Annotated in this window: 23 protein-coding genes and 2 other annotated features; of the genes, 16 read left to right on the forward strand and 7 right to left on the reverse strand. The window is 34.5% G+C overall.

Annotated features, from left to right (window positions below):
* Positions 1 to 3 precede the first annotated feature (3 nt).
* From BKP45_RS11950 to nrfD, 3 genes are all read left to right on the forward strand, one after another.
* Positions 4 to 1,521, forward strand: a complete 1,518-nt coding sequence (locus tag BKP45_RS11950; RefSeq protein WP_071389905.1) for a multiheme c-type cytochrome — start codon at positions 4 to 6, stop codon at positions 1,519 to 1,521.
* Positions 1,522 to 1,621: 100 nt separating this feature from the next.
* Positions 1,622 to 2,299, forward strand: a complete 678-nt coding sequence (locus tag BKP45_RS11955) for a 4Fe-4S dicluster domain-containing protein (protein WP_084787870.1) — start codon at positions 1,622 to 1,624, stop codon at positions 2,297 to 2,299.
* A 14-nt stretch (positions 2,300 to 2,313) separates the two neighbouring features.
* Positions 2,314 to 3,492 (forward strand): NrfD/PsrC family molybdoenzyme membrane anchor subunit, encoded by a 1,179-nt coding sequence (gene nrfD / locus BKP45_RS11960; protein ID WP_071389906.1) that lies wholly within the window; start codon positions 2,314 to 2,316, stop codon positions 3,490 to 3,492.
* Positions 3,493 to 3,641: 149 nt separating this feature from the next.
* On the opposite strand, the gene BKP45_RS11965 is transcribed toward nrfD, so the two are convergent.
* Positions 3,642 to 4,067 carry a hypothetical protein gene (locus BKP45_RS11965; protein WP_071389907.1) on the reverse strand — a complete coding sequence of 142 codons (426 nt, stop codon included), beginning with the start codon at positions 4,065 to 4,067 and terminating at the stop codon, positions 3,642 to 3,644.
* A 326-nt stretch (positions 4,068 to 4,393) separates the two neighbouring features.
* Here BKP45_RS11965 and BKP45_RS11970 point away from each other — a divergent pair, with 326 nt between their 5' ends.
* The 6 genes from BKP45_RS11970 (at position 4,394) to BKP45_RS11995 (ending at position 9,589) form a co-directional block, all read left to right on the forward strand.
* A complete protein-coding gene (locus BKP45_RS11970) occupies positions 4,394 to 6,553 on the forward strand; it encodes a sensor domain-containing protein (protein WP_169824102.1) in 2,160 nt (719 codons plus the stop codon).
* A gap of 511 nt (positions 6,554 to 7,064) precedes the next feature.
* Positions 7,065 to 7,187: a sequence feature (ribosomal protein L20 leader region), on the forward strand.
* 249 nt (positions 7,188 to 7,436) lie between these two features.
* Positions 7,437 to 7,940, forward strand: coding sequence for a translation initiation factor IF-3 (infC, locus tag BKP45_RS11975; RefSeq protein ID WP_071310049.1), 504 nt, complete (start codon positions 7,437 to 7,439; stop codon positions 7,938 to 7,940).
* 65 nt (positions 7,941 to 8,005) lie between these two features.
* The gene (gene rpmI / locus BKP45_RS11980) at positions 8,006 to 8,206 is read left to right on the forward strand and encodes a 50S ribosomal protein L35 (protein ID WP_071389908.1); all 201 of its coding nucleotides are present in this window, start codon (positions 8,006 to 8,008) and stop codon (positions 8,204 to 8,206) included.
* A 43-nt stretch (positions 8,207 to 8,249) separates the two neighbouring features.
* Entirely contained in the window at positions 8,250 to 8,606 is a 357-nt protein-coding gene (gene rplT / locus BKP45_RS11985; RefSeq protein WP_071310047.1) for a 50S ribosomal protein L20, read from the forward strand.
* A gap of 97 nt (positions 8,607 to 8,703) precedes the next feature.
* Positions 8,704 to 8,970, forward strand: a complete 267-nt coding sequence (locus tag BKP45_RS11990) for a DUF1294 domain-containing protein (protein WP_245747457.1) — start codon at positions 8,704 to 8,706, stop codon at positions 8,968 to 8,970.
* 37 nt (positions 8,971 to 9,007) lie between these two features.
* Entirely contained in the window at positions 9,008 to 9,589 is a 582-nt protein-coding gene (locus tag BKP45_RS11995) for a TVP38/TMEM64 family protein (RefSeq protein ID WP_071389909.1), read from the forward strand.
* 87 nt (positions 9,590 to 9,676) lie between these two features.
* Here the strand turns inward: BKP45_RS11995 and BKP45_RS12000 are convergent, their stop codons facing one another.
* Positions 9,677 to 10,060: a sigma-w pathway protein ysdB gene (locus BKP45_RS12000; protein ID WP_071389910.1), complete on the reverse strand. Its 384-nt coding sequence runs from the start codon at positions 10,058 to 10,060 to the stop codon at positions 9,677 to 9,679.
* A gap of 118 nt (positions 10,061 to 10,178) precedes the next feature.
* On the opposite strand from BKP45_RS12000, the gene BKP45_RS12005 reads away from it, so the two are divergent.
* The gene (locus BKP45_RS12005) at positions 10,179 to 10,670 is read left to right on the forward strand and encodes a dUTP diphosphatase (protein ID WP_071389911.1); all 492 of its coding nucleotides are present in this window, start codon (positions 10,179 to 10,181) and stop codon (positions 10,668 to 10,670) included.
* 67 nt (positions 10,671 to 10,737) lie between these two features.
* The gene (locus BKP45_RS12010; protein WP_071389912.1) at positions 10,738 to 11,814 is read left to right on the forward strand and encodes a M42 family metallopeptidase; all 1,077 of its coding nucleotides are present in this window, start codon (positions 10,738 to 10,740) and stop codon (positions 11,812 to 11,814) included.
* Positions 11,815 to 12,068: 254 nt separating this feature from the next.
* On the opposite strand, the gene BKP45_RS12015 is transcribed toward BKP45_RS12010, so the two are convergent.
* Positions 12,069 to 12,320 carry a hypothetical protein gene (locus tag BKP45_RS12015; protein ID WP_071389913.1) on the reverse strand — a complete coding sequence of 84 codons (252 nt, stop codon included), beginning with the start codon at positions 12,318 to 12,320 and terminating at the stop codon, positions 12,069 to 12,071.
* Positions 12,321 to 12,963: 643 nt separating this feature from the next.
* Here BKP45_RS12015 and BKP45_RS23020 point away from each other — a divergent pair.
* Positions 12,964 to 15,024 carry a BMQ_0737 family morphogenetic spore coat protein gene (locus BKP45_RS23020; protein ID WP_245747458.1) on the forward strand — a complete coding sequence of 687 codons (2,061 nt, stop codon included), beginning with the start codon at positions 12,964 to 12,966 and terminating at the stop codon, positions 15,022 to 15,024.
* 507 nt (positions 15,025 to 15,531) lie between these two features.
* On the opposite strand, the gene BKP45_RS22545 is transcribed toward BKP45_RS23020, so the two are convergent.
* The 3 genes from BKP45_RS22545 to tnpA all read right to left on the reverse strand — a co-directional run bounded on the left by BKP45_RS22545 (position 15,532) and on the right by tnpA (position 16,909).
* On the reverse strand, positions 15,532 to 15,681 hold the full coding sequence (locus BKP45_RS22545) for a type II toxin-antitoxin system RelE family toxin (RefSeq protein WP_169824103.1): 150 nt from the start codon (positions 15,679 to 15,681) through the stop codon (positions 15,532 to 15,534).
* Positions 15,674 to 15,868, reverse strand: a complete 195-nt coding sequence (locus tag BKP45_RS12030; protein ID WP_071389915.1) for a hypothetical protein — start codon at positions 15,866 to 15,868, stop codon at positions 15,674 to 15,676. Before BKP45_RS12030 ends, BKP45_RS22545 begins: the two co-directional genes overlap by 8 nt.
* A gap of 642 nt (positions 15,869 to 16,510) precedes the next feature.
* Positions 16,511 to 16,909 carry an IS200/IS605 family transposase gene (gene tnpA, locus BKP45_RS12035; RefSeq protein WP_071389916.1) on the reverse strand — a complete coding sequence of 133 codons (399 nt, stop codon included), beginning with the start codon at positions 16,907 to 16,909 and terminating at the stop codon, positions 16,511 to 16,513.
* Between the two features lie 212 nt (positions 16,910 to 17,121).
* Here tnpA and BKP45_RS22550 point away from each other — a divergent pair, with 212 nt between their 5' ends.
* Positions 17,122 to 17,262: a hypothetical protein gene (locus BKP45_RS22550; RefSeq protein WP_169823119.1), complete on the forward strand. Its 141-nt coding sequence runs from the start codon at positions 17,122 to 17,124 to the stop codon at positions 17,260 to 17,262.
* 187 nt (positions 17,263 to 17,449) lie between these two features.
* Here BKP45_RS22550 and sspI read toward each other — a convergent pair whose 3' ends face one another.
* Entirely contained in the window at positions 17,450 to 17,659 is a 210-nt protein-coding gene (gene sspI, locus BKP45_RS12040; RefSeq protein ID WP_071309350.1) for a small acid-soluble spore protein SspI, read from the reverse strand.
* A gap of 110 nt (positions 17,660 to 17,769) precedes the next feature.
* Here sspI and BKP45_RS12045 point away from each other — a divergent pair, with 110 nt between their 5' ends.
* The 3 genes from BKP45_RS12045 (at position 17,770) to pheT (ending at position 22,607) form a co-directional block, all read left to right on the forward strand.
* On the forward strand, positions 17,770 to 18,531 hold the full coding sequence (locus BKP45_RS12045) for a TrmH family RNA methyltransferase (RefSeq protein ID WP_071389917.1): 762 nt from the start codon (positions 17,770 to 17,772) through the stop codon (positions 18,529 to 18,531).
* Between the two features lie 101 nt (positions 18,532 to 18,632).
* Positions 18,633 to 18,859: a binding site (T-box leader), on the forward strand.
* Positions 18,860 to 18,989: 130 nt separating this feature from the next.
* Complete coding sequence (gene pheS / locus BKP45_RS12050) at positions 18,990 to 20,024, forward strand: phenylalanine--tRNA ligase subunit alpha (RefSeq protein ID WP_071389918.1); 1,035 nt, start codon at positions 18,990 to 18,992, stop codon at positions 20,022 to 20,024.
* Between the two features lie 156 nt (positions 20,025 to 20,180).
* A complete protein-coding gene (pheT, locus tag BKP45_RS12055; RefSeq protein ID WP_071389919.1) occupies positions 20,181 to 22,607 on the forward strand; it encodes a phenylalanine--tRNA ligase subunit beta in 2,427 nt (808 codons plus the stop codon).
* The last annotated feature ends 180 nt before the right edge of the window (positions 22,608 to 22,787 follow it).

A 22,787-nucleotide genomic window follows, 5' to 3' on the forward strand; every position in this document is an offset into this window, starting at 1 on the left:
AATATGAAAAATATACGGTTATTGGTTTTATCAATCGTTTTATTAATTTTAGTGGTATTCGCTGTAGGGTGTCAAACCAATACATCTGTTGGAGGGCAACCAGTAAAGCCAACATTTCCTACAGAACCAACTGCAGAAGTAGTAGACCTTATAACAAATGGTTCTTATTATGATAAGTTTGTAGGTCCTGAAAGATGCATGGATTGTCATGAAGAAAAATACGAAAAATGGGAAACTTCTTGGCACACTGCTAAAACGACGGAAGGGCCAAATCTTGGGTCTTACGAGTATGTTTGGGATTGGGTTTTTGATCAGTGGGAACAAATGGATTCATATTTAATTCTTGACCAAAAAGACAGCAATACCATTTATTTAAGCACAAAGAAATATGAATTATCTGAAGTTGATTATGTAGTAGGTAGTGTAAGAAAGCAACGATATATGGTTTATTACGATGGATCACCGCAAGAAGCTTACTTAGCAACTACTGAAGATGGTGGAATTAGTTGGAATTTGGATAAGTCCGAAAAGGTTCAGTTTGAAGGTAATAAAGAACGGGCTGGATATAATTTCTTATTTCTAGAATTAACTCCGAAACAAGAAATTAAAACATACGGAACATGGCGTTCATGGCAAGAACAGTGCATCGCTTGTCATACTACTGGATTCGATCCAGATGCTTGGGAAGAAGCAAAAGAGGAATATATTAACGGGGAACGTGAGGATTTAAGAGAAACTTTTACTGTAGATACACGTGTAAGTTGCGAATCCTGTCACGGCCCAGGTTTAGAGCACGTATATTATCCGTTACGTGAAGGTACAATCATTAACCCAGTAACAATGGATGGTGATGTTGATACGCGTAAACTTGTCTGTGAACAATGTCATACACGAAACCAAACAAATCTTATGTATGGAAATGGTTCAAATGATTTCCGTGGATTTCAGTTAGGTGTTCATGATTTTAATGACTATTTGAATATTATTCAATATACGCGGCCAGCATGGGGTGAGGGTAATCGTCAAGTTTCTATTGATGGAAAAGGTCGCCGTGACCACCAACAAGACATGGACATTCGCCTGCAAGATCATATTAAAGGTGGAGAAACGATCCACGGTTCTATGACTTGTTTTGATTGTCATGATGCTCATAATGTAGGAAATAACCCAGATAACTTACGAACTTTTGGTGATACACCTATAGCTAATTGTCTAACCTGTCACGGGCTAGAGTCTGAAGAAATGATGAAAGCTCTAGATGGTAGAACTGGTTGGGATAGTTACGGATTCGGAAACTGGAAAAATGAAGGTGGCCGTGTGCCAAACAAACAGCACATCTTTAATGTTGACGAGGAAGGCAGAAGCTTTGGGTTGTCCCCAGATCAATATATTTGGGCACTAAAGGTTGATGGTGATGCTTCACTAAAAGAGGATTGGCTACCAATTTGGCCATGGGAAAAAGATCTATATAGAGAGAAAGGTCAAAGAGTATCTGTTGGGGCTGAACCTTGGAATCAGTAGCTCTTAATATTGATTAACACAATAGGGTACTAATCATGTTTAGTACCCTATTAGAATAAAAGTTTTGTTGTTATAAGAAAAATTAAAAGGAGGGAAAACGATGAAAACAAAGGTTTCACGTCGCGCTTTTTTAAAGAAGACTGCAACCTTATGTTCTGGGGCAGCATTACTTACAAGTGGTTTATTATCACTTACTAGTTTAGTAACAGCTTCTAATGGAAATACCGTAAAAGTTAAATTTGGTATGATCATTGATAATACGAAATGTATTGGCTGTGGTCTATGTCAGGAAGCTTGTGCTACTAGACATGAGCTGCCAGAAGGTGAGTATTTTATTAAGCTCTATAAGGAATACGAACGAGGAATGTATCCTAATATCGTTGTAGAGAATATTACTACGCAATGCAATCATTGTGAGAATGCTCCATGTGCTAGAATTTGTCCAACTGGAGCAACATATTTAAATGATCAAGGTATCATGGTTATGAATGCTAAGAAGTGTATTGGCTGTAAAGGGTGTATCACTGCTTGTCCTTATAACGCAAGAATTTGGAGTGAAAAATTCGGTACACCTGAAAAATGTAATTTCTGTGATGGGTTTGTACAGGCAGGGAAGGACCCAGCGTGTGTGAAAGCATGCCCTCGCGATGCTCGTATTTTTGGAGATTTAAACGATGTAAACAGTAAGATTAGTAAAACGATCATTGAACGTCGACTCGAACCATTAAAGCCTGAACTTGGAACGAAGCCGAAAATTTATTATGTGAGACATAAGTAAAGGAGGAACTGGAGATGAATGAAGTCGTTCAACAAAAGTCGATATTACCGAAAAGTCCCAAAAATCAAACTCCTTTACTAGTGATAACGGGTGTGTTACTTGCTTTATTTATTTATGGTGCGATAGTAACACTCGCTAAAGGTCATCATGCATGGGGTACAACCGATGAAGTACTATGGGGGTTATTAATCTCTGCGTATGTATACTTTGCTGTTGGGTGTACAGGTTTATGTCTCTTATCAACATTAGGACACCGAGTATGGATTCTACGTCTTGTTTTTGGAGACACAAAGTTTACAAACACAAAAGAATTTGAAGATATGGGAATAAAGCCGATCATTTTGGCTATTACATTTTTATCTACAGCGTTTATTGTGCTTGCTCTAGAGCTTAAATACCCTCTTAACTTGGCAATTTATGCTGTTCTGTCTCCAAATTTCCAATCAGCGTTTATTTGGATGGGTTACTTATATGGAATTTACCTAGTGTTTTTAATTGCAGAAGTTTTTTTCCACATGATAAATAAAGAAAAGGCAGTAAAAGTATTTGCTGTACTAGCGATTACTACTGGGCTAGCAGCAACAAGTAATTTAGGTGCCGTTTTTGGTACGATGCCAGGAAGAGCTTTCTGGACTTCACCTTATTTACCTATATTGTTTATATTTACGGCATTATTAACTGGAGCGGCAGCATTACTCATATTGTTTTATTTCACAAGTGAGAGAACTAGAGAACAGCTCGTTCCGTATTTAAGTAAATTATTAGTATTGTTTATAATCGTTGTTCTTATTTTAACTATTTGGAATATACTCAGTGGTTTGATTGGGCAATCTCCTGAAAGATACGAAGCTACAATGTATTTGCTAACAGGTAGTTTAAGTATAAGTTTTTGGGTGTTTGAACTTGGATTAGGTCTTTTACTACCTTTGTTGATTGTACTAACAGTAAAAGATCCTCGGAGCTTAATGGCTGCCGGTGTAATGGTGTTAGTTGGAATGGCATTTGCACGTCATAATCTCATAACAGCAGGGCAAATCGTATCGCTAAAACCAGAAGTAAACGCTCCCGTTACGTTGTTAAGCTACACACCAACATTCGTTGAGTATAGTATGGTGATCGGTGCGCTAAGTATGATATTGATAGGGTATTTCTTAGGAATAAAGTTAGTAAATAAATTTCAAAAAGCTCATTGATTTAATAATTAAATATATTTTTACGATAAAAGGTGAATTCAAAGCTCGTGAAACTAAGGCTTTGAATTCACCTTTTAAGTAGGTAAAAATATATGTTGTTTTGAAGCTTGGCTGATGCCAGTTGATACGGGTATTTTAAGTAGCTTTTTCTAAAAAGTAATTTTATGACCTTCTAATGTAATATTTTTTAAAATTTTTAGTTTGTTATTTCGTTTGGATTTGATATAGTATTTCTCATAAGGGTAAGTTAAATCTTCTGGTAAATCATTGGCTTTTATTTCCGCTTTCACTTGTGTAAGCAGTGATTGAAATTCAATTTCCACATCATCCTCTAACTTTTTGCCTCGCTCTATATAATTGAACAATAGTGGTAGCGTTATTTCCCCTTTTTCTTTCTTATTTTGATACTCTACAAAGGCTTCATCAATTAATGAATTCAATTGTAATATCGCTTTTCTTTCAATCTCCTCAAATTTAGGTAGATACTTTTCCTCTAGAAATTCTGGCGAGATAGCGGATGCTGAATGACTAAATAGTGTGATAAAAAGAATAGTTAATAATAAGTATTTTTTCACTTTCTTCACCTTCATAAATAATATAAATTTTTTTGTACAAGTATAAGCTTAACTCATAGTTTTATCCAAAAAATGCTTTAATATTTAATGAATTTTATTATACAGATTTACATGACTATGTTACTATATCTAGCTGAATTGGTGCGTTTTCAACTAGATATAGCATGATGTCGCTGGATTAATGAAATTATAAGATTCAATAATTATTATGATAAATAATTACACTTTTCGACATTGGTAAATAAGTGGTAGACTTACTATACCAATAAAAGCGAAATACTCTATATTTTATGTTAAGAAGTTTTCTTCTCAAGGGGGGAATTTTTTTGAGTAAGGATTTAATTAATACATTTAAACGTAATACATCGATAAATCTTGTCTATGAACTAAAGCGTGAGCTAATAAAATTAAATATCAAAAGTCAAATGGTAGAAGAAATATTAGGTGAGTTATCTGACCTTAGTTATGCCCATGATCAATCAACCATTGTTGCAACAACAGATAAAAACGGTACAATTTTAAGCGTTAATGATACATTTTGCAGAATTTCTAAATATTCGAGAGAAGAATTAATTGGGAAAAATCACAGGATATTAAAATCTAACCATCACTCAGATGATTTTTATGCGGATATGTGGAGAACGATTACTAGTGGAAATGTTTGGCATGGTGAAGTGAAAAATCGGGCAAAGGATCGAACCTACTATTGGGTGAAAACTTCCATTTTTCCTTATTTTGATGAGAATGGAATTCCATATAAATTCGTATCAATTAGAACGGATATAACTGAAGGAAAGCTTTATGAAGAACAAGGACGAAGATTACTTAAAAATGATTTCTTTCAAGTGATGGGGAATTTAGATAACTTTGTATTTAAGTTAAAGAAAATAAATAAAGATTATGTTTTCACTTTAATTGCTGGAAAACTAGCAGAAGAAATTGGAATATATAAAGATAATTTTCTACACTCTTCTATTTCGAAAATTTTACCGCCAGTTATTTTAGATAAGTTTTTATACTATGTAGAAAAAACGTTTACAGGGAAGAAGAGTAAGTTTGAATTAAAAAATAATAATAAGCATTTGTATATAACACTTTCGCCATTTTATCGAGAGAATGAAATACAAGAAATAGTTGGATCGGTAAATGATATTACAGAATTAAAAAATTCTGAATTAACGGTTCAACATATGGCTTATCATGACACACTCACTAATTTACCAAACAGAAGAATGTTGGATCTTAATTTAACTCAACATATACAAACGGCTAAGGAAACAAATAAAAATGTTGGAGTAATGTATATTGATTTGGATCATTTCAAACATATAAATGATTCGTTAGGTTACCAGGTAGGGGATTATATATTAATTTTGGCAGCACACCGTTTAAAAAAAGTAGAGTTAACCAATTATATTGGTGATTATGTGCTTTATCATCTCGGTGGCGATGAGTTTTTATTAGTCATTTATGATTTTAAAGAAGATGATGTAGTTAAAGCGTGCCAATACTTATTAAAAAATTTTGAAAGTCCATTTTTATATAAACAAGCTGATATACACCTAACAATAAGTATAGGTATTAGCGCTTATCCATCATGTGGCGAAACCTCTGAAGATTTAGTGAAAAATGCCGATATTGCATTGTACACTGCTAAAGAAAAGGGTAGAAATACGTATATGTTCTACACCGATGAAATGAATAAGAAGTTAGTCAAAAAATTACAAATAGAAAATGAATTAAGGAAAGCATTAACAACAAACGATCAGTTAATGCTGCACTATCAACCACAGGTTGACTTAAAAACGAATAAAATTGTTGGTGTAGAGGCACTTATTCGCTGGCTTCATCCAGAAAAAGGCTATATCCCGCCTTTAGAATTTATACAAGTTGCTGAAGAAACTGGTTTAATTATCCCCTTAGGAGAATGGGTGTTAAAAGAAGCGGTTACTGAAATTAAAAAGTGGCAACAGCTTGGCTTTGATAATATTAGAGTGGGTGTTAATATTTCTAATAAACAATTCCAACATCCTAGTTTTATAAACGATTTATCAAAATTGTTGGAAAAAACTAGGGTCAACCCGAGTTTATTAGAGCTAGAAATAACAGAGAATAGTTTATTAGAAAATACTAAAGCAACGGTTGAGACATTAACCCAATTAAAAGAATTAGGAATTCAAATTGCTATCGACGATTTTGGTACAGGGTATTCTTCGTTAAGTTATTTGCAAACATTTCCGATAACTACTTTAAAGATTGATCAAACCTTTGTTTATCATTTACCTGATAATAAGGGCGATCGAGCAATTGTATCTTCAATAATAAATTTGGCACATAATTTAGGTTTACGAGTGATCGCTGAAGGGGTAGAAAATAAAGAAGCACTGTGTTATTTACAAGAAGAACAATGTAATGAAATGCAAGGCTACTACTTTAGTCGACCAGTTTCTGCTGACGAAATCATTTCCCTTTTAAAAAATGAATGATTTATCCCACTCTTAAGGGGCAAGTAAGACCCCACCTCAAAACTTAAGAAAATCGAGAAGTTTAGGTGGGGGATAAACTGCCCCTAAAGGTCCGATAAGTTGAACTAACAATCAGTGGGGGATGAAGGAAAACCCCCACTGATTGAAGTTCAGCTTTATCATAACGGTCCGTATCACCTATTAAACTCTACGAATTGAATTTTAACTATTTAAAGAGAATAATGAATTTCATCATTCATTATTCTCGCCGCTAAGATATTATCTTGGGTCTGTTTGGTTAATTAGAAAACTCATTCAATAAGTATATTTAAATACGGAAAATATTAATAGAGCAATTAATATTCATTTTTAGGAAAAAAACACTTGAAATGTTTCATAGATTCTTGTTAAGATAAATAAGTCGATTTTCGAATTTCTTAATTGTTGTGAAGTAAAAATAATTAGTACACGTAGAATGTTGACAAACAACTTGCTTCTTGGTATAGTAACTTAGTGAATTAAATATTGGAACCAATGCAAGAAGAAGCGCCCGCTTCTCACCTGACTGACTAATGAAGTTTGTAGGTTACTAAAATGTTTAAGTTATGAACAGTATAGGTGTGGGCGCAATATGTGCTCACACCTTTTTTATGCTTCAACTTTTAACTTTGTTAAAAGATTAGAGTATAGAAAGGATAAGACGCATACTTAGAGTTTGCGAATGATTAAGTTGTTCAAGTACATTGGATAATCAAGTAAGTAGGGCATTCAATTTATGCATGGATCCTTGGTATATCGTTTTGAAAAAAGTAAAACGATATACATAGTAAACTAAGGTTACAGTTGCTTTAATAAGCAATATTTTTCTAAAAAACCATGGAGGTGGCTAGTTATTAGTAAAGACATGATGGTCAATGAGGGCATCCGTGCCCGAGAAGTTCGTCTCATTGGGGCAAACGGAGATCAAATTGGTGTAAAATCAAGACAAGAAGCTCTTGAAATGGCTCAAAATGCAAACCTTGACTTAGTTATGGTTGCACCAAATGCTAAACCGCCAGTATGCCGAATTATGGACTACGGTAAGTTTAGGTATGAGCAACAAAAGAAAGACAAAGAAGCTCGTAAAAATCAAAAAATTATCACAACGAAAGAGGTTCGCCTGAGCCCGACGATTGAGTTAAATGATTTTAATACGAAGCTTCGTAATGCCCGCAAGTTCCTTGAGAAAGGAGATAAAGTAAAAGCTGCGATCCGTTTTCGCGGACGTGCGATTACTCATTCTCAAATCGGAAGAGATGTTTTAATGCGTCTTGCCAAAGAATGTGAAGACATTTCAACGGTGGAGTCGGCGCCAAAAATGGAAGGCCGAAGCATGTTCTTAATTTTAGCTCCAAAAGCTGAAAAATAGTTGATAAAACTATTAAGAACATAAGAATCTTTTAATAGTAGTAATCAATAAGGGAGGATTTACTTATGCCTAAAATGAAAACTCATAAGGGTGCAGCAAAGCGTTTTAAGAAAACAGGTTCTGGCAAGCTTAAGCGTGCGCGTGCATACACAAGTCACTTATTTGCTAACAAGTCAACAAAAGCAAAACGTAAGCTTCGTAAAGCTGCAATGGTTCATAGTGGAGATTTCAAACGTATCCGTGAAATGTTAACGTACAAAAAATAATTATTATTTTCAACATTGTTGAAGATTTGAGGAGGGAAACACGATGCCAAGAGTAAAAGGCGGTTATGTCGCTCGTCGTCGTCGTAAGAAAGTATTAAAGTTAGCTAAAGGTTATCATGGTTCAAAACATAGATTATTTAAAACTGCGCAAGTCCAAGTAATGAAATCATTACTTTATGCTTACCGTGATCGTCGCCAAAAGAAGCGTGACTTCCGTAAGCTTTGGATTACTCGTATTAACGCAGCTGCACGTATGAATGGTCTTTCATATAGCCGTTTAATGCATGGTTTAAAAGTAGCAGGTATTGAAGTAAACCGTAAAATGCTTGCTGATTTAGCTGTTAACGATGAGAATGCATTTGCTGAATTAGCAGCAAAAGCAAAATCTAGCTTAAACTAATAGTAAAATTAAAAAGCCACTCTCATGAACGAGGGTGGTTTTTTTACACATTATGTAGTTGAGTATAGGCCTAATGTTAAGAAAGTAGGGAAAAGTTGTGACAAGTACAACCATCGTCGCATATGCTTTTTTTATCAATATTGTATCATTTGTCTATATGTTTGTAGATAAACAAAAAGCAATAAAAGGTCAGTGGAGAATTTCTGAGAGAAAATTTTTCTTACTAGCGATAATCGGAGGTAGTGTCGGTATCATGCTAGGTATGAGAGCTTTTCGTCATAAAACAAAGCACAATTCTTTTAGAATAGGGATGCCGGTTATAATGATTATACAAATTGTCCTAATGAGTTATCATTATTTGTAATCGGAATTCATATTTGTTAATAGAGAGGAGGAAGACAATGATTGAACATCTTTCAGAAGCTATCCCCATCTATATTGAACAGAGTGGATTTTTAGCGCCATTATTATTTGTTTTATTTCATCTTATTCGTCCACTTTTATTATTACCCGTTATTTTTGTTTGTATGGTTGGTGGGTATTTATTTGGTGTCATTTACGGATCGATCTTTTCAATGATAGGATTAACACTAATGTGTATCATTTTTTATTTTATCACAATGAAGTTTCCGCATCTGTTATCCAAATTTGCGAAGTTAAATAAAAAAATGATGAAAAATGGTCCAATGACAATGAATCAAATTATGGTGTTAAGGATGGTTCCTTTTGTTCATTTTCACCTCTTATCGCTCTATATTGTGGAGCAAACAAATAGTTTTAAAGAATATACGAAATATTCGTTTCTAGGTATCGTTCTACCATCAATTATTTTCACTAGTTTTGGGCAAATGATAGTTGATCTTCCGCTTTTTTATTCAATCGCTCTTTTGGTCTTTTTAACTGCTATCTTTTTTGGGTTTCGTAAAAAGAATTTAGACAAACAGACAAACGTTGAATGGAAGAAATTTTTTAAAACAAGCTGAAAAAACAACCGTCCAATAATATTATTGGATGGTTGTTTTTTAGCTTGTTTAGTTAAACTTTTGTCTTTACGGTTGCAGCGGTTTTTGTTAGCGTGAAAGTAATTCTTTTATTGGGCTCTTCCAAATTACTTTCGCATTTGGATATATGATACTAATTTCTTTCTCGATAAAATGAAAATCTTCCTTATTTAAACCTTGTAGGTTATTGTTATTCTTTGCCCAAACTTGTATAGTGACAACCTCAAAGGCATTTTCAGTTGTCCCTAAATATTTTTCTCCCTCAAATAAAACACCGCGGTAAGTCAAAAGAAAATTTTTTCTGACATTTGATTTTTCGTCTAGTAAATAAAACAATTTTTTATTATGGGCTAATTCTAACTTTCGTTTAGGGTTTATAAAATATTTGATAGCACAATATGCTAAAATAAAAACGGCTATTAATACCAAAAATCGAAATAAAAAAACAGCCATCGACATCACTCCTAGTTAAAATCATTTAATAGTATATGCGCATAATCAGATATCATCTCATTTACATACGTTTTAAAAAAGAAAAGGTTTCAAAAAATAACAAAAGGACGTGAATTTATTGGATTTAATAAAAATGTTCCAGTTGCAGAAAGAATTAGACAACCGAATTAGAGAAGAACACAATGTTCTTGGTAAGAACTTAATTGCTGAAAAAGTATTAGCTTTTCAAGTAGAACTTGGTGAATTAGCAAATGAAACACGTTGTTTCAAGTATTGGAGTTTAAAACAACCAAGTTCACAAGAAGTTATTTTAGAGGAGTATGTAGATGGATTTCATTTTTTATTATCAATAGGAATAGATATCTCAATATCAATAATAAAGCTTAATGTTGAAACTCCTAAAAATAGTTCAACGTTAACAAACCAGTTTGCAACTCTATATTCTCTTAGTAGTCAGTTTGAAAAAACGAAAGATGAAAGTGATTTTATTGTATTATTTCAGCAATATTTAGTTTTAGGAAAATTATTAGGTTTTACAGATAATGACATAGAAACAGCATATAGAGGGAAAAATGAAGTGAATCATCAACGGCAAAACGATGGCTATTAATTGAGTATTATTTCGATTATCGATATAATTAAATGAGAGATATTATATTTTAAGGAGGCATTTACATATGGATGAAACGTTAAAGATGTTAAAGGCACTGACAGATGCAAACGGAATTCCAGGGGATGAACGCGAGCCACGAGAGGTTATGAGAAAATTTATTGAACCTTATGCTGATGAAGTGACTCAAGATCACCTTGGGAGTCTAATAGCAAAAAAAACGGGTGCTGCTGAAGGTCCAAAAATAATGGTGGCAGGGCATTTAGATGAAATTGGCTTTATGGTTAAAAGCATCGATGATAAAGGATTTTTACGCTTTCAAACAGTAGGTGGCTGGTGGGGGCAAGTGATGCTAGCACAACGTGTTACTGTTATGACACGCAAAGGTAATGTGCCAGGTGTTATCGGCTCTAAACCACCGCATATTCTTCCACCTGAGGCAAGAAAAAAACCTGTTGAGATTAAGGATATGTTTATTGATATAGGTGCGTCAAGTAAAGAAGAGGCAATGGAATTTGGTGTTCTTCCCGGTGACTCAATAGTACCAGTTTGTGAATTTACGGTCTTAAAAAATGAAAAAATGCTTATGGCAAAAGCGTGGGACAATCGAATTGGTTGCGCAATTGCGATTGAAGTACTTCGCCAATTAAAGGATGTTGATCATCCTAATACAGTTTACGGTGTAGGGACAGTACAAGAAGAAGTGGGACTTAGAGGGGCTCGAACATCGGCTCACTTTATCCAACCAGACATAGGTTTTGGTGTTGATGTAGGAATTGCAGGAGATACTCCTGGTGTAACAGAAAAAGAAGCATTGGCAAAAATGGGGAAAGGCCCTCAAATTATCATTTATGATGCTTCAATGATTTCTCATAAAGGACTTCGTGATTTTGTAACTGATACAGCTGATGAAGCTGGAATTCCATATCAATTTGATTCTGTTGCTGGTGGTGGAACAGATTCTGGCGCTATTCACTTGACAGCGAATGGGGTTCCGGCTCTATCTATTACTATTGCTACACGATACATTCATACACATGCAGCGATTCTTCATCGAGATGATTTTGAAAATGCTGTGAAATTAATTGTTGAAGTTATTAAAAAACTTGATAAAGATACAGTTGCAAAAATAACATTTGAATAAAAATAAAAGGAGGCTGATTTAATTCTAACGGGTTCAGTTTTGGGAGGGAAAACGTTAATTTATAGGATAAATACATTACATTTAACATTCCAATTCCAAACGAATTAACACTACAATTAGCATACAAAAACGCACAGATACTGTGCGTTTTTACTCATATTTTCTTTTCTTGTTAAACTAAAGCCTCCTTACTTTAAGTGAAACTTTTCACAAATTAAAAGATAATTTCTTGGCTAAAAAAATCAGTACTTATATTAGGACTGAATTCTCTTTTCGAGGCTATTAATTTTCGTATCGTGTTTCCCTGTTTTTTCACTTGAATAATCAACGTCATACTTAATACCGTCAACCTTTTTAGAGATTAAATAAAGGGTGTCTTTAACATCTTTCTGCTGACTTTTTTCTATTTGACCAAGCCTTGATAATACTTCATCAAACTGAAGATCTACTTTATCAAAACGCTCTAAGATGATTTTGAGCAGATGTTCATTATCCGTTTTAATCACCTTTTACTCAGCAGACGTCATTTCAATTATTTTCTTATATATTGAAAAATACTCTGTTTCACCAATTTGATCACCGTCTAAAAAATCTTGGTTACCTTTCATACTAATAACAACTAGAAGATCATTTGAATTTTTATAAGTAACAATGTCCCAAATTTCTTCATCATTTTGAAGTTAAATGATAGGCATATTGTTGGATTCTTCGATTATTTCAAATCCCTTATATTCGTTATTAAACATTTCTTTAATTTTGATGAGCCATTCATCAGAACTACCACTATTATTAAAAAAAATCTCCTTGTAACGAATCAGAAGAAATAATTCCTATTCCGAAAGTTATTTCCGTACCATTCCTTGCTGCATTTTTATATATTTTTTTAAAACCTCGATATACCCTTTACTCTATATCATAATTCGAATGGAGGGATTACTTTAAAAGAGATGGTACATCTTTGAAAGCTTTTTTCAATAAACTTCCTAGAATAAAGATTGTATATTTCAACAACTTCTTAATTGAATCAACTCTAAATATGAAAATATTTCCTGATAAGGAGAAGTTAGATTTTTGCCCAAGCATAGTATTTTGGTTTAGAATAAAATATTTTATGTTTTACTATATTAATCAGTTTAGAAAGGAGGAATTATGTTAAACCTATGTGATATTTTAAAAGCAAATTGCATTCTTACAAATCAACAAGGAATTCCTATAGTCTCTTTATCACCAGGCACTATTAGCTGTAAAGAAATACCTCAGAAAAACGGCAGAAAAAATGTCAATACGACGTTACCAAACGGTGAAGTCATAACTTTACAAAAAGTGTTCGTTCAAAAAAGTGGATTGGTTATCATTGAAATCACTGGACCTGGAACCACCTGCCGCAGCCAACCTCTTCCATTTAGTTTTATTGAATCTTTTATACTATGTGCGCCTGAAGGTACAGAACTTGAATGTAATATAACTGAATTTGATTGTATTGCACAGCTAAACTGTCAAAATGGGCTTGTTACTTCGGTGGACCTATTTTTCGCTATTTGCCAAGATGTAGAAATAGCTGCAGATATGGTAATTAGCATTCCTGAACAATTGTGTAATCCGCGTCAAGAGATTAATATCAACAGTTGTCCAATTACTCCTCCAAATCAATGTCCAGCGGTATTTCCTACTTCTAATACCTCTGCAGGAACCCAAAGCAAAGTTAACTCTATTAAATTAACAAGTGATACGTTAGTTTCTACAAATCATACTTTTCAAAAAGAATTAGCCTGTGTATCTGTAAAAAAGGTATATGACTGGATTGTCCGCCCAAGCACATTTCAGTTAAATTTCAATATAAATGATTTAGTGCTTGATTGTGATATCCCACCTTGCGATGCGCATCTTTTTGTACATGCAGCCTATATATGTGAAGGAGATCTTCAAGGTCAAGTTCTTTGCGGAAATATACCTGTTGAGGGCGCACAAGTGTCGTTTAGTGCAGAACCAAACATTGTTACCTTCTCTCCTGATCCTACGGTAACGGATGCTAATGGCAATTTTGATACAATCGTCACTGTTCCACCTGGAACCCCGCCAACACCAGTTACAATTACAGCTAATACTTTTGTTAGTGGTCTACCTATTACTACCTCACTTGATACGATTGTCGAGTGCCATGGTCCTTGTGTAATTGAATTATTCACTACAGATGTAATTGACTGTGACGGATTTGTTGAGGGAAGAGTTATGTGCGGTGGAAGACCAATTGAAGGTGCTGTAATTGAGGTAACTTCAGATTCTGAAGATGTCACTTTTGCTCATGATCAAATTACAACTGGTACTGATGGAAACTTCTTCGTAGGTGTTACTGTTGAACCTGGAACTCCTTTACAAACCATTACAATTACTGCTTCAACAATAGTTGAAGGACAGAACATTTTCACCTCCATTGATGCCCAAGTGGTTTGTTCTGAAGATGCTTGTGTCTTAACACTCGAAGTTCCAGCCAACATTAGTTGTGAAGCTACAATCACTGGTTCCATTTTCTGCGGTGATGATCCTGTTAGTGGAGCTGATATCTCGTTTAGCAGCTTTCCAAATATAGTAACATTCAGTCCTAATCCTGTAGTATCCCTTGCGAATGGAACTTTCTCAACTACAGTGACAGTACCAGAGAATACTCCTTTTACATCGGTTCTTATTACGGCTACTACCACAGTTAATGGTCAAACCGTCTCGACCCATGTAGGCACGAATGTAGAATGTCCTGGTCCAGATCAATGTCCTTGTAAGTTCCGAATAGGTATTCAAGGCAATAGTGCCCCAGCGACTGTTAATATTACCCAACAAGGTGTTCCTTCAACTTTAGCAGGAACGATTAATGTGACTGCAGTCCAATGTTTTATCACAGCACCTATGTGTAATCCTGCCGTTGATAACTTTAATATTACATTTGGATCTGGGGGTACAACAATTAATTTTATTCAAGGAAGAAGAATTCACATTGATTGTACGGCCAATACAGCTAGAGTACATGGAACCGCAATGGCCAGTGGAAATTTATTCAGCGGGATATTTGATGTAGAGATTATATTGACACTCTTGCCAGGGAATACTGGGACATGGCAAATCAATGCTAGTGATTTATTGGGTAACACATTTACCACTACCTTTACGGCACCTTTGAACCCTATAACTTTTGTTGGGGATTGTAACCAACAACCTTAACATTTGTGGCACTGTTGCTAACAGAATAAGTTTGTCTCTATATGTGGTGGTCATCTAATCATGAAGGATGCCGATAAGCGTGTTGATCCTGACAAACAAGGACAAAAAAAGAACGAGTAAACTGTGTGCTTTTAAGCGCATGTAAGTGATCCAAATTGATTACGGTCTATTATATGCGCCAGGTATAAAAAACAGCCACCTCCAAAAAAGGAAGTGGCTGTCTCGTTATTCAACTAAAGGGAGTTAAGTAACTTCAACAAATAGAAGGCATTATATCTTGGATCAACAACGAGATGTGCAGTACTTTCGATAAAGCCTCCGTTACTTCAATAAGCTAATCTACCCACTCGGTAATAACTGTAAATTAAAAAAGGTTAAGAATACTCCCTAACCTTTTATCCTTGTATTTATTTGTAGATGTTACCTCGGAAATCAATGTCTAACATGTATAATATTAATTTTTCAACTTCTACTTTATAAATCATTCTGATGTCGCTAACTCTGAGTCTAAATATATCGTTGTACTCTATCATTTTCTTTTCGATAATATGGGTCTTCTGCTAACTGTAATAAAGCATTCTTTATTCTTTTTCTTGTAGGAGCGTCTTGTTTTTGAAAAAACTTTTTGGCTTTGTTCGAAACTTTAATTTCAAACATCTAAGACATCCTTAAACACATCTTCAAAAGAATGAAATTCACTATACATTGCCTCTTCAATTGCTTTCTTTTCCTCATTAGTTGGTTCAACTTCATAAAATTCCTGTCCATACTTAGTTAATGTTTCAAGGATTTCTTTTACCTTCTCTAAATTTTTTTCTGAAATATTGTCAATGATTTTATACAAATCTTCTCAGACATAGTTTCTTCTTGTTTTCATCAATCCACTCAACATAGAAATACATTGATTATTTTTTCTGTTGACACGAAAAAAAGCCAAACCTTAGTAAACTGTTCAGCGCTTAGATAAAAGGAATCAGCAACAACTAACCCTTTTCCTTGTTAAGCATTTGCACCCGTTACTTGAATATGAATTAGGCATTCAGTGAATTAGCTATTTCAAGTAGTTCATCTTTTGCTTTATTATCTTCATTAATAACGAAATTGTAATGTAAGTTATATTCTATCTCATCTTTTAACCAATTTAGGTCTGAAGATGGGAATGGAGTCTCTCGAAAAAATGCTACTGTTCCATCTTCTAATATAATTTCCTCATATTCGCTGCTTTTTTAATACTCTAAAATAACGGTCAAAATTTGCTACTATGAACTGTATGTGAACCACTCTTTCTTTAGAATTGTAAGTAATACTATATATGATTTTTTTCAAATCTTTTTCCCAATCCCCTATGGTTACATCTGACTCTTCAGCTAAAAATGGTAGAGTTTTTAAGTATTTAGCCTCAAAGGGTAGGGCGGTAATGTTGACTTAACTCATTCTTCAATCTTGAATATATCGTTTTTCTATTAAACTGGTTCGCTATATAGTTTTATATTGTTTCTTCATCCACCGTTCCTACTGTGGCACAAAAGTAGCCCCTTGCCCATAGGTGCTGTCCCCAATTTTTCTTTTTTAGCTCCGGAAACTGCTCCTGATGCAACCTTGATGACCTTCCTTTTAGGTACTGCATGATTTTACTAGGAGAAAGACTAGGTGGATGCGATAACAATAAATGAATGTAGACTTTTCCAACACTACCTTGCAAAATTGTGATTTCTCTCGCTTTGCATCTCTGACTGATTAATTCTTGTGTTCTTACGACATTCGCACCATGTAATTCCTTATATCTATATTTTGTCATCCAGATCACATGGAATTTGATGTCAAAAACTGCATGACTATTCTTTTCAAACGTTGATATACCGAAAAAATAAGCGTACAAAATCATATCTAATTTGTACGCTATTTCTAATGTTATTTGTCATTTGCTCTCCCAAAACTGAACTCGTTAATTTAATTCAGTCTCCTTTAATTTAGGGAATCTCACATTAGGTACTGGTCCTTTTGGAAAAACAATGTGATAAAACCTTACTATATTGCTGAAAACATTATCTTAGCTAGTTAATATAAGAGTAACAAAAAGGATAGGGGCGATGTTAAATGAAAAATGAAGCTTTAAAGTTAGCAAGTGAAATAATTCGCCTAGATTTAGTTCGGGATGAATTATTAGAAGAATTAATTTTACTATCTGGGAATGACGCACATGAAATTTTACGACAGGTTCAAAACGGTCATCAATGATCGTTAATGATATATTTTGATTTGTAATACAATTTTTATTCTCCTCCTTAAAATGAGAAAAAAGCGATCCAAATGTGGGTCGCTTTTTTCTTGAATATTTCATTATCACTTATTTTAATACCCGTCACACCTAAATGTAGCTTGATGTGGTAATCATTTTAATGAACGTAACTCAAATAACGGTATTTTACCTTTGTAATCCTTGAGAAATTTGAGAAATGACTTTTTGTTTACTAGTTTCATCTGCTTGTTGCCAATAAACTTCGAATAAAACCCCTAAACCAGGAAGCATTTTCTCTTCGCCACTTTGCATCGCATCATCAATAGTAGCTTTCACATCATCCGCTGTACTATTTGCTACATTTGCTAAAATTGCACCACGTAAATTAAACCCCATCTAATTAACAGCTCCTTTATGGTAAAATAAAATTTAAGCCAATTGGCATTTCTGTTATAGTATGACAACAATTGGACGAAAATATTTGTAAATGAAAAAAGGAGTTTGTTATGGAACGAATTGAATCGGTAAAAAACATAAAGATTAAAACAGTAAAAAAATTACATACTCGTAAAGGTAGGGAAAAGTTAGGGAGTTTTCTAATAGAAGGAGAACATTTGGTAGAAGAAGCATTAAATTCAAATGTTATTATAAATGAAATTTTTATAGAGGAGAATTTTACTATTCCCTCAAACTGGGATTTATCAAACATTCCAATATATATCGTAAACGATAAAATCATGAAAGAGATTTGTGATACACAAACTCCTCAAGGGATTGTTGCGGTCTGTGAATTATTAGGTAGAAAACCGTTAACGATAGAGAAAAACGGTTTATATATATTAATTGATCAAGTTCAGGATCCAGGTAATCTTGGAACTATTATTCGTACAGCGGATTGTGCTGGTTTGTCAGGAGTCATTTTAGGGACGGGAACGGTCGATATGTATAATAGTAAAGTTATTCGTTCTACACAAGGCTCTATTTTTCACTTGCCGATAGTTAGGGGCGAATTAACAGAATGGGTGGAAAAGTTTAAAAGTGAAAAAATACCCGTTTATGGAACAGCCTTAAACGAAAAGGCGAAAGAATATAGAACGGTCATGGCACCAGAGAGTTTTGCTCTCATTGTTGGAAATGAAGGAAATGGGTTATCGAAGGAACTTCTTCAAGTGACGGATGAAAATCTCTTTATTCCTATCTATGGAGAAGCTGAATCACTAAATGTTTCTATCGCTACAGGTATCCTATTGTATCACCTCCGTAAATAATACAAGACTTCAAGTCGAATTTGAAACGTAAAATTAGGGATATAAAGAAGGTTTGCCTTATTTAGAAAAATCAACTATAATTGAATTCGAATTTCATAATACTAAAAACGTTGAAAGAGAGTAGTAAATTGCCTAAACGACATCTCAGGGATGAAGTACCTAGACTGAAAGTGCTTCTATGATCGCAGCAATTGAATTCGCTCTGGAGTTGGCACCGGAACATAGAAATATTAAGGTTGCATCGGTCTTGGACCGTTATCAAGTTTGAGTGAATGAATCAGTTTGGATTCGTTAATTAGGGTGGTACCGCGAAGTCTTCGTCCCTTGCTTGGGATGAGGGCTTTTTTGTCTTTTATCCTAACTTTTAATTACAACCCCTACTGATTAAAGTTAAAGTGAAAAAAATTGATCGTTTAGGTCAAATTTTTTTAACATACATAAATTAAGGAGGAAAAATTATGCAACAACGTTTAAAAGAATTAGAGCAAGAAGCTTTAAATCAAATTGAAACAGCTGAGACTCTAAAGGATCTACAAGATATTAAAGTATCATATTTAGGAAAAAAGGGTCCAATAACAGAAGTATTACGCGGAATGGGAAAGCTTTCAGCTGAAGAACGTCCCGTTATTGGTCAAATGGCTAATGATGTTAGGGAAGCGATTTCTAATAAGTTAGAAGAGAAGGTTACGAAACTTGAGGAATTAGAGGTAGAACAAAGACTTGCAAGTGAAAGTATTGATGTAACATTACCAGGCCGTCCAGCGCGAGTAGGTGCAAGTCATCCTCTAACAACGGTAGTAGAAACAATTGAAGATATATTTATTGGATTAGGTTTTGAGGTAGCTGAGGGACCTGAGGTAGAAACAGACTATTATAACTTTGAGGCTTTAAATTTACCAAAAGATCATCCTGCCCGTGATATGCAAGATACTTTTTATATTACAGAAGAAATTTTACTAAGAACTCACACATCTCCAGTTCAAGCACGTACGATGGAAAAGTATAAAGGGAAAGGCCCTGTAAAGATTATTTGCCCAGGAAAAGTTTTCCGTCGAGATGACGATGATGCTACTCATTCACATCAATTTATGCAAGTAGAGGGGCTTTACATAGATGAAAATGTTCGTATGAGTGATTTAAAAGGAGTTCTTTTAGAGTTTGCTAAGAAGTTTTTCGGTCCAGATCAAAAGATTCGTTTGCGTCCTAGCTTCTTCCCATTTACCGAGCCGTCGGTTGAAGTTGACCTTTCTTGTGTAATGTGTCATGGCGATGGTTGTCGTATTTGTAAGGAAACAGGCTGGATTGAAGTGTTAGGTGCTGGAATGGTTCATCCACGTGTATTAGAAATGGGTGGTTTTGATCCGGAAAAATATTCAGGATTTGCATTCGGAATGGGTGTAGAACGTTTAGCAATGTTAAAGTATGGGATTGACGACATACGTCATTTTTACTTAAATGATAAAAGATTTTTAGAGCAATTTAAACGAGCATAATTTACTTAAATAAAAATTAAAAAATGAGTGGAAAGTTTATAGTATAGGTAAGGTTCTTTTAAGTAAATTTCTGCCCTTAGGAAAAAGCAAAGCAGAAAGAAACGAGAATCATGTCTAGCGTGTTACTAGGGCTTTTCTTACAAGGAGGAAATGTTTGTGTTAGTATCTTTTAATTGGCTTAAAGATTATGTTGAGCTTAATGATATATCAGCAGTAGAATTAGCAGAACGTCTAACAAGAAGCGGTGTTGAAGTTGACATTGTACATTCATTAAATAAAGGTGTAAAAAATGTTGTTATAGGTCATGTTGTAAAGCGTGAACAACATCCGGATGCCGATAAGCTTAGTTTATGTCAAGTTGATATAGGGGAAGAAGAACCAGTACAAATCGTTTGTGGTGCAAAAAATGTAGCAGAAGGTCAAAAAGTGGCCGTAGCAAAAGTAGGAGCCGTTTTACCGGGTAATTTTAAAATTAAGAAAGCGAAACTTCGTGGGCAAGCATCAAACGGTATGATTTGTTCATTACAAGAACTAGGAGTTGAAACAAAATTTGTTCCTAAAGAAGTTTCAGAAGGTATCTTCGTTTTTCCTAATGATGTTGAGGTTGGGAAAGACGCATTATATTACTTAAACTTACACGATGAGGTGTTAGAACTAGGATTAACACCAAATCGAGCAGATTGCTTAAGTATGCTTGGGGTTGCATATGAGGTAGGAGCGATTTTAGGTGTAGAAGTTAGCATTCCAACAACAAATTTACCAAAAGGCTCTGAACTTGCTTCAGACTATATAAAGGTAGATGTAGAAGCTCTAGAAGATAATCCTATGTATAGAGCTATGATTATTAAAGATGTAAAGGTTGGTCCATCTCCACTTTGGCTACAAAACCGTTTAATGGCTGCGGGAATTCGCCCTATTAGCAACGTAGTAGATGTGACAAACTATGTTTTATTAGAGTATGGTCAACCACTTCATGCTTTTGATTATGATCTTTTTGGTTCTAAGGAAGTTGTAGTTCGTAGGGCTTCAGAAGGCGAGGAAATTGTTACATTAGATGATGTTACACGTAAGCTTTCAAGTGATCACCTTGTTATTACAAATGGTAGTGAACCGGTTGCCGTTGCTGGTGTTATGGGTGGAGCGAAAAGTGAAGTTAACGAGGGTACAACGACAATTTTACTAGAAGCAGCCTACTTTAAAGGGGCAACAATAAGAAAAGCATCAAAAGATTTAGGATTACGAAGTGATTCAAGTGTTCGTTATGAAAAAGGAATTGATCCAAATCGTGTTGTCCTAGCTCAAGAACGAGCGGCAAAGCTAATTAGTGAGTTTGCAGGTGGAAATGTGTTGGAAGGTTTTGTTGAAATTAATGAGCTTGATGTGAAACCATTGCCAGTTGAAATTTCTATTGAGCGTTTAAACAAAGCGTTAGGTACAGATTTAACTGTCGATGTCGTAGAACAAATTTTCAAGCGACTTCAGTTTCTATATTCCAATAATGGGGATCTTTTAACGGTTTATGTACCAACTCGTAGACCAGATATTACAATTGAAGCAGATTTAAGAGAAGAAGTAGCTAGGCTTTACGGCTATGATCATATACCTACAACGTTACCTGTTGGTCTTACTACAGCTGGAGCATTGACACAAAGACAATTACGTCGTAGAAAAGTTCGAAAATTTTTAGAAAGTGTTGGCTTAAATCAAATCATAACGTATTCGTTAACTAATTCAAGTAAAGCAAAAGGATTTGGTGAAAAGTTAGAGAATGTTCAACCTGTTCGACTAGCAATGCCAATGAGTGAGGACCGTAGTACGTTAAGAACAAGTCTTATCCCACACGTATTAGATGTGATCCAATATAATCACAATCGTAAAATTGATGATGTTGCTATTTATGAGGTAGGTTCAATCTTTTTATCTGAAGAAAAAGAATTGTCAACTCAACCAACTGAGAAAGAAATGGTAGCTGGAGCATTTACTGGTACTTGGCACAGTCATTTATGGCAAGGTGAGAAAAAGAAAGTAGATTTTTTTGTAGCAAAAGGTGTACTTGAAGGTTTGTTTGAGTCTCTAGGAGTATCAGAAAGTATTCGTTACGAAACGGCGAAAAAAGATAGTTTACATCCTGGTAGAACAGCAGCAATCAAGTTAGAAGGAAAAGAAATAGGCTTCATCGGGCAAGTTCATCCTGTTTTACAAAAAGAATTAGATATAAATGAAACTTACGTCTTTCAATTTGATTTAGAAACAGTTCTTGAATTTCATCCTAAAAGTGTATTTTATGATGAAATCCCTAAATACCCTGCCATTTCTAGAGACATAGCTCTTGTTGTTGATGAAAAAATTAATGCTAAACATGTAATGGATGTAATCGAAGACCATGGTGGTAAATTACTCAAATCAGTGCAGCTCTTTGACTTATATCAGGGTGAGAAAATGGAGAGTGGACATAAATCTTTAGCTTTCTCACTTACTTACTTTGACCCAAGCAAAACGTTAACAGACGAAGAAGTAACGAAAGTGCATAATGCCGTACTAGAAGGGTTACAAGATAAGTTAGGAGTAACTTTAAGAGCATAATAGCTAAAAACGGAAGGGGGAATTTCTCCTTCCGTTTTAATATACAAAGTAAGAAATTCTAATTTGAGAGTTGGTAAAGGTCTTCCAGTGAAGCTGCTATTTGGATGGTTTCGTTGCTACTTTGCGATGACCAAATGGAAAAGCGGTTATTCGTGACTCAGACAATTTCGCTTTTTGCAA

The organism is Anaerobacillus alkalidiazotrophicus, assembly GCF_001866055.1.

Bases quoted from the DNA above. Each gene is read 5' to 3' on its own strand.
- BKP45_RS12045 (WP_071389917.1), top strand. From the start codon at position 17,770: ATGGAACGAATTGAATCGGTAAAAAACATAAAGATTAAAACAGTAAAA.
- BKP45_RS11955 (WP_084787870.1), top strand. From the start codon at position 1,622: ATGAAAACAAAGGTTTCACGTCGCGCTTTTTTAAAGAAGACTGCAACC.
- sspI (WP_071309350.1), bottom strand. From the start codon at position 17,659: ATGGGGTTTAATTTACGTGGTGCAATTTTAGCAAATGTAGCAAATAGT.
- BKP45_RS12000 (WP_071389910.1), bottom strand. From the start codon at position 10,060: ATGGCTGTTTTTTTATTTCGATTTTTGGTATTAATAGCCGTTTTTATT.
- pheS (WP_071389918.1), top strand. From the start codon at position 18,990: ATGCAACAACGTTTAAAAGAATTAGAGCAAGAAGCTTTAAATCAAATT.
- BKP45_RS23020 (WP_245747458.1), top strand. From the start codon at position 12,964: ATGTTAAACCTATGTGATATTTTAAAAGCAAATTGCATTCTTACAAAT.
- nrfD (WP_071389906.1), top strand. From the start codon at position 2,314: ATGAATGAAGTCGTTCAACAAAAGTCGATATTACCGAAAAGTCCCAAA.
- infC (WP_071310049.1), top strand. From the start codon at position 7,437: ATGATGGTCAATGAGGGCATCCGTGCCCGAGAAGTTCGTCTCATTGGG.
- BKP45_RS11950 (WP_071389905.1), top strand. From the start codon at position 4: ATGAAAAATATACGGTTATTGGTTTTATCAATCGTTTTATTAATTTTA.
- rplT (WP_071310047.1), top strand. From the start codon at position 8,250: ATGCCAAGAGTAAAAGGCGGTTATGTCGCTCGTCGTCGTCGTAAGAAA.
- BKP45_RS11995 (WP_071389909.1), top strand. From the start codon at position 9,008: ATGATTGAACATCTTTCAGAAGCTATCCCCATCTATATTGAACAGAGT.
- BKP45_RS22545 (WP_169824103.1), bottom strand. From the start codon at position 15,681: ATGTTTGAAATTAAAGTTTCGAACAAAGCCAAAAAGTTTTTTCAAAAA.
- BKP45_RS12010 (WP_071389912.1), top strand. From the start codon at position 10,738: ATGGATGAAACGTTAAAGATGTTAAAGGCACTGACAGATGCAAACGGA.
- tnpA (WP_071389916.1), bottom strand. From the start codon at position 16,909: ATGATTTTGTACGCTTATTTTTTCGGTATATCAACGTTTGAAAAGAAT.
- rpmI (WP_071389908.1), top strand. From the start codon at position 8,006: ATGCCTAAAATGAAAACTCATAAGGGTGCAGCAAAGCGTTTTAAGAAA.
- BKP45_RS22550 (WP_169823119.1), top strand. From the start codon at position 17,122: ATGAAAAATGAAGCTTTAAAGTTAGCAAGTGAAATAATTCGCCTAGAT.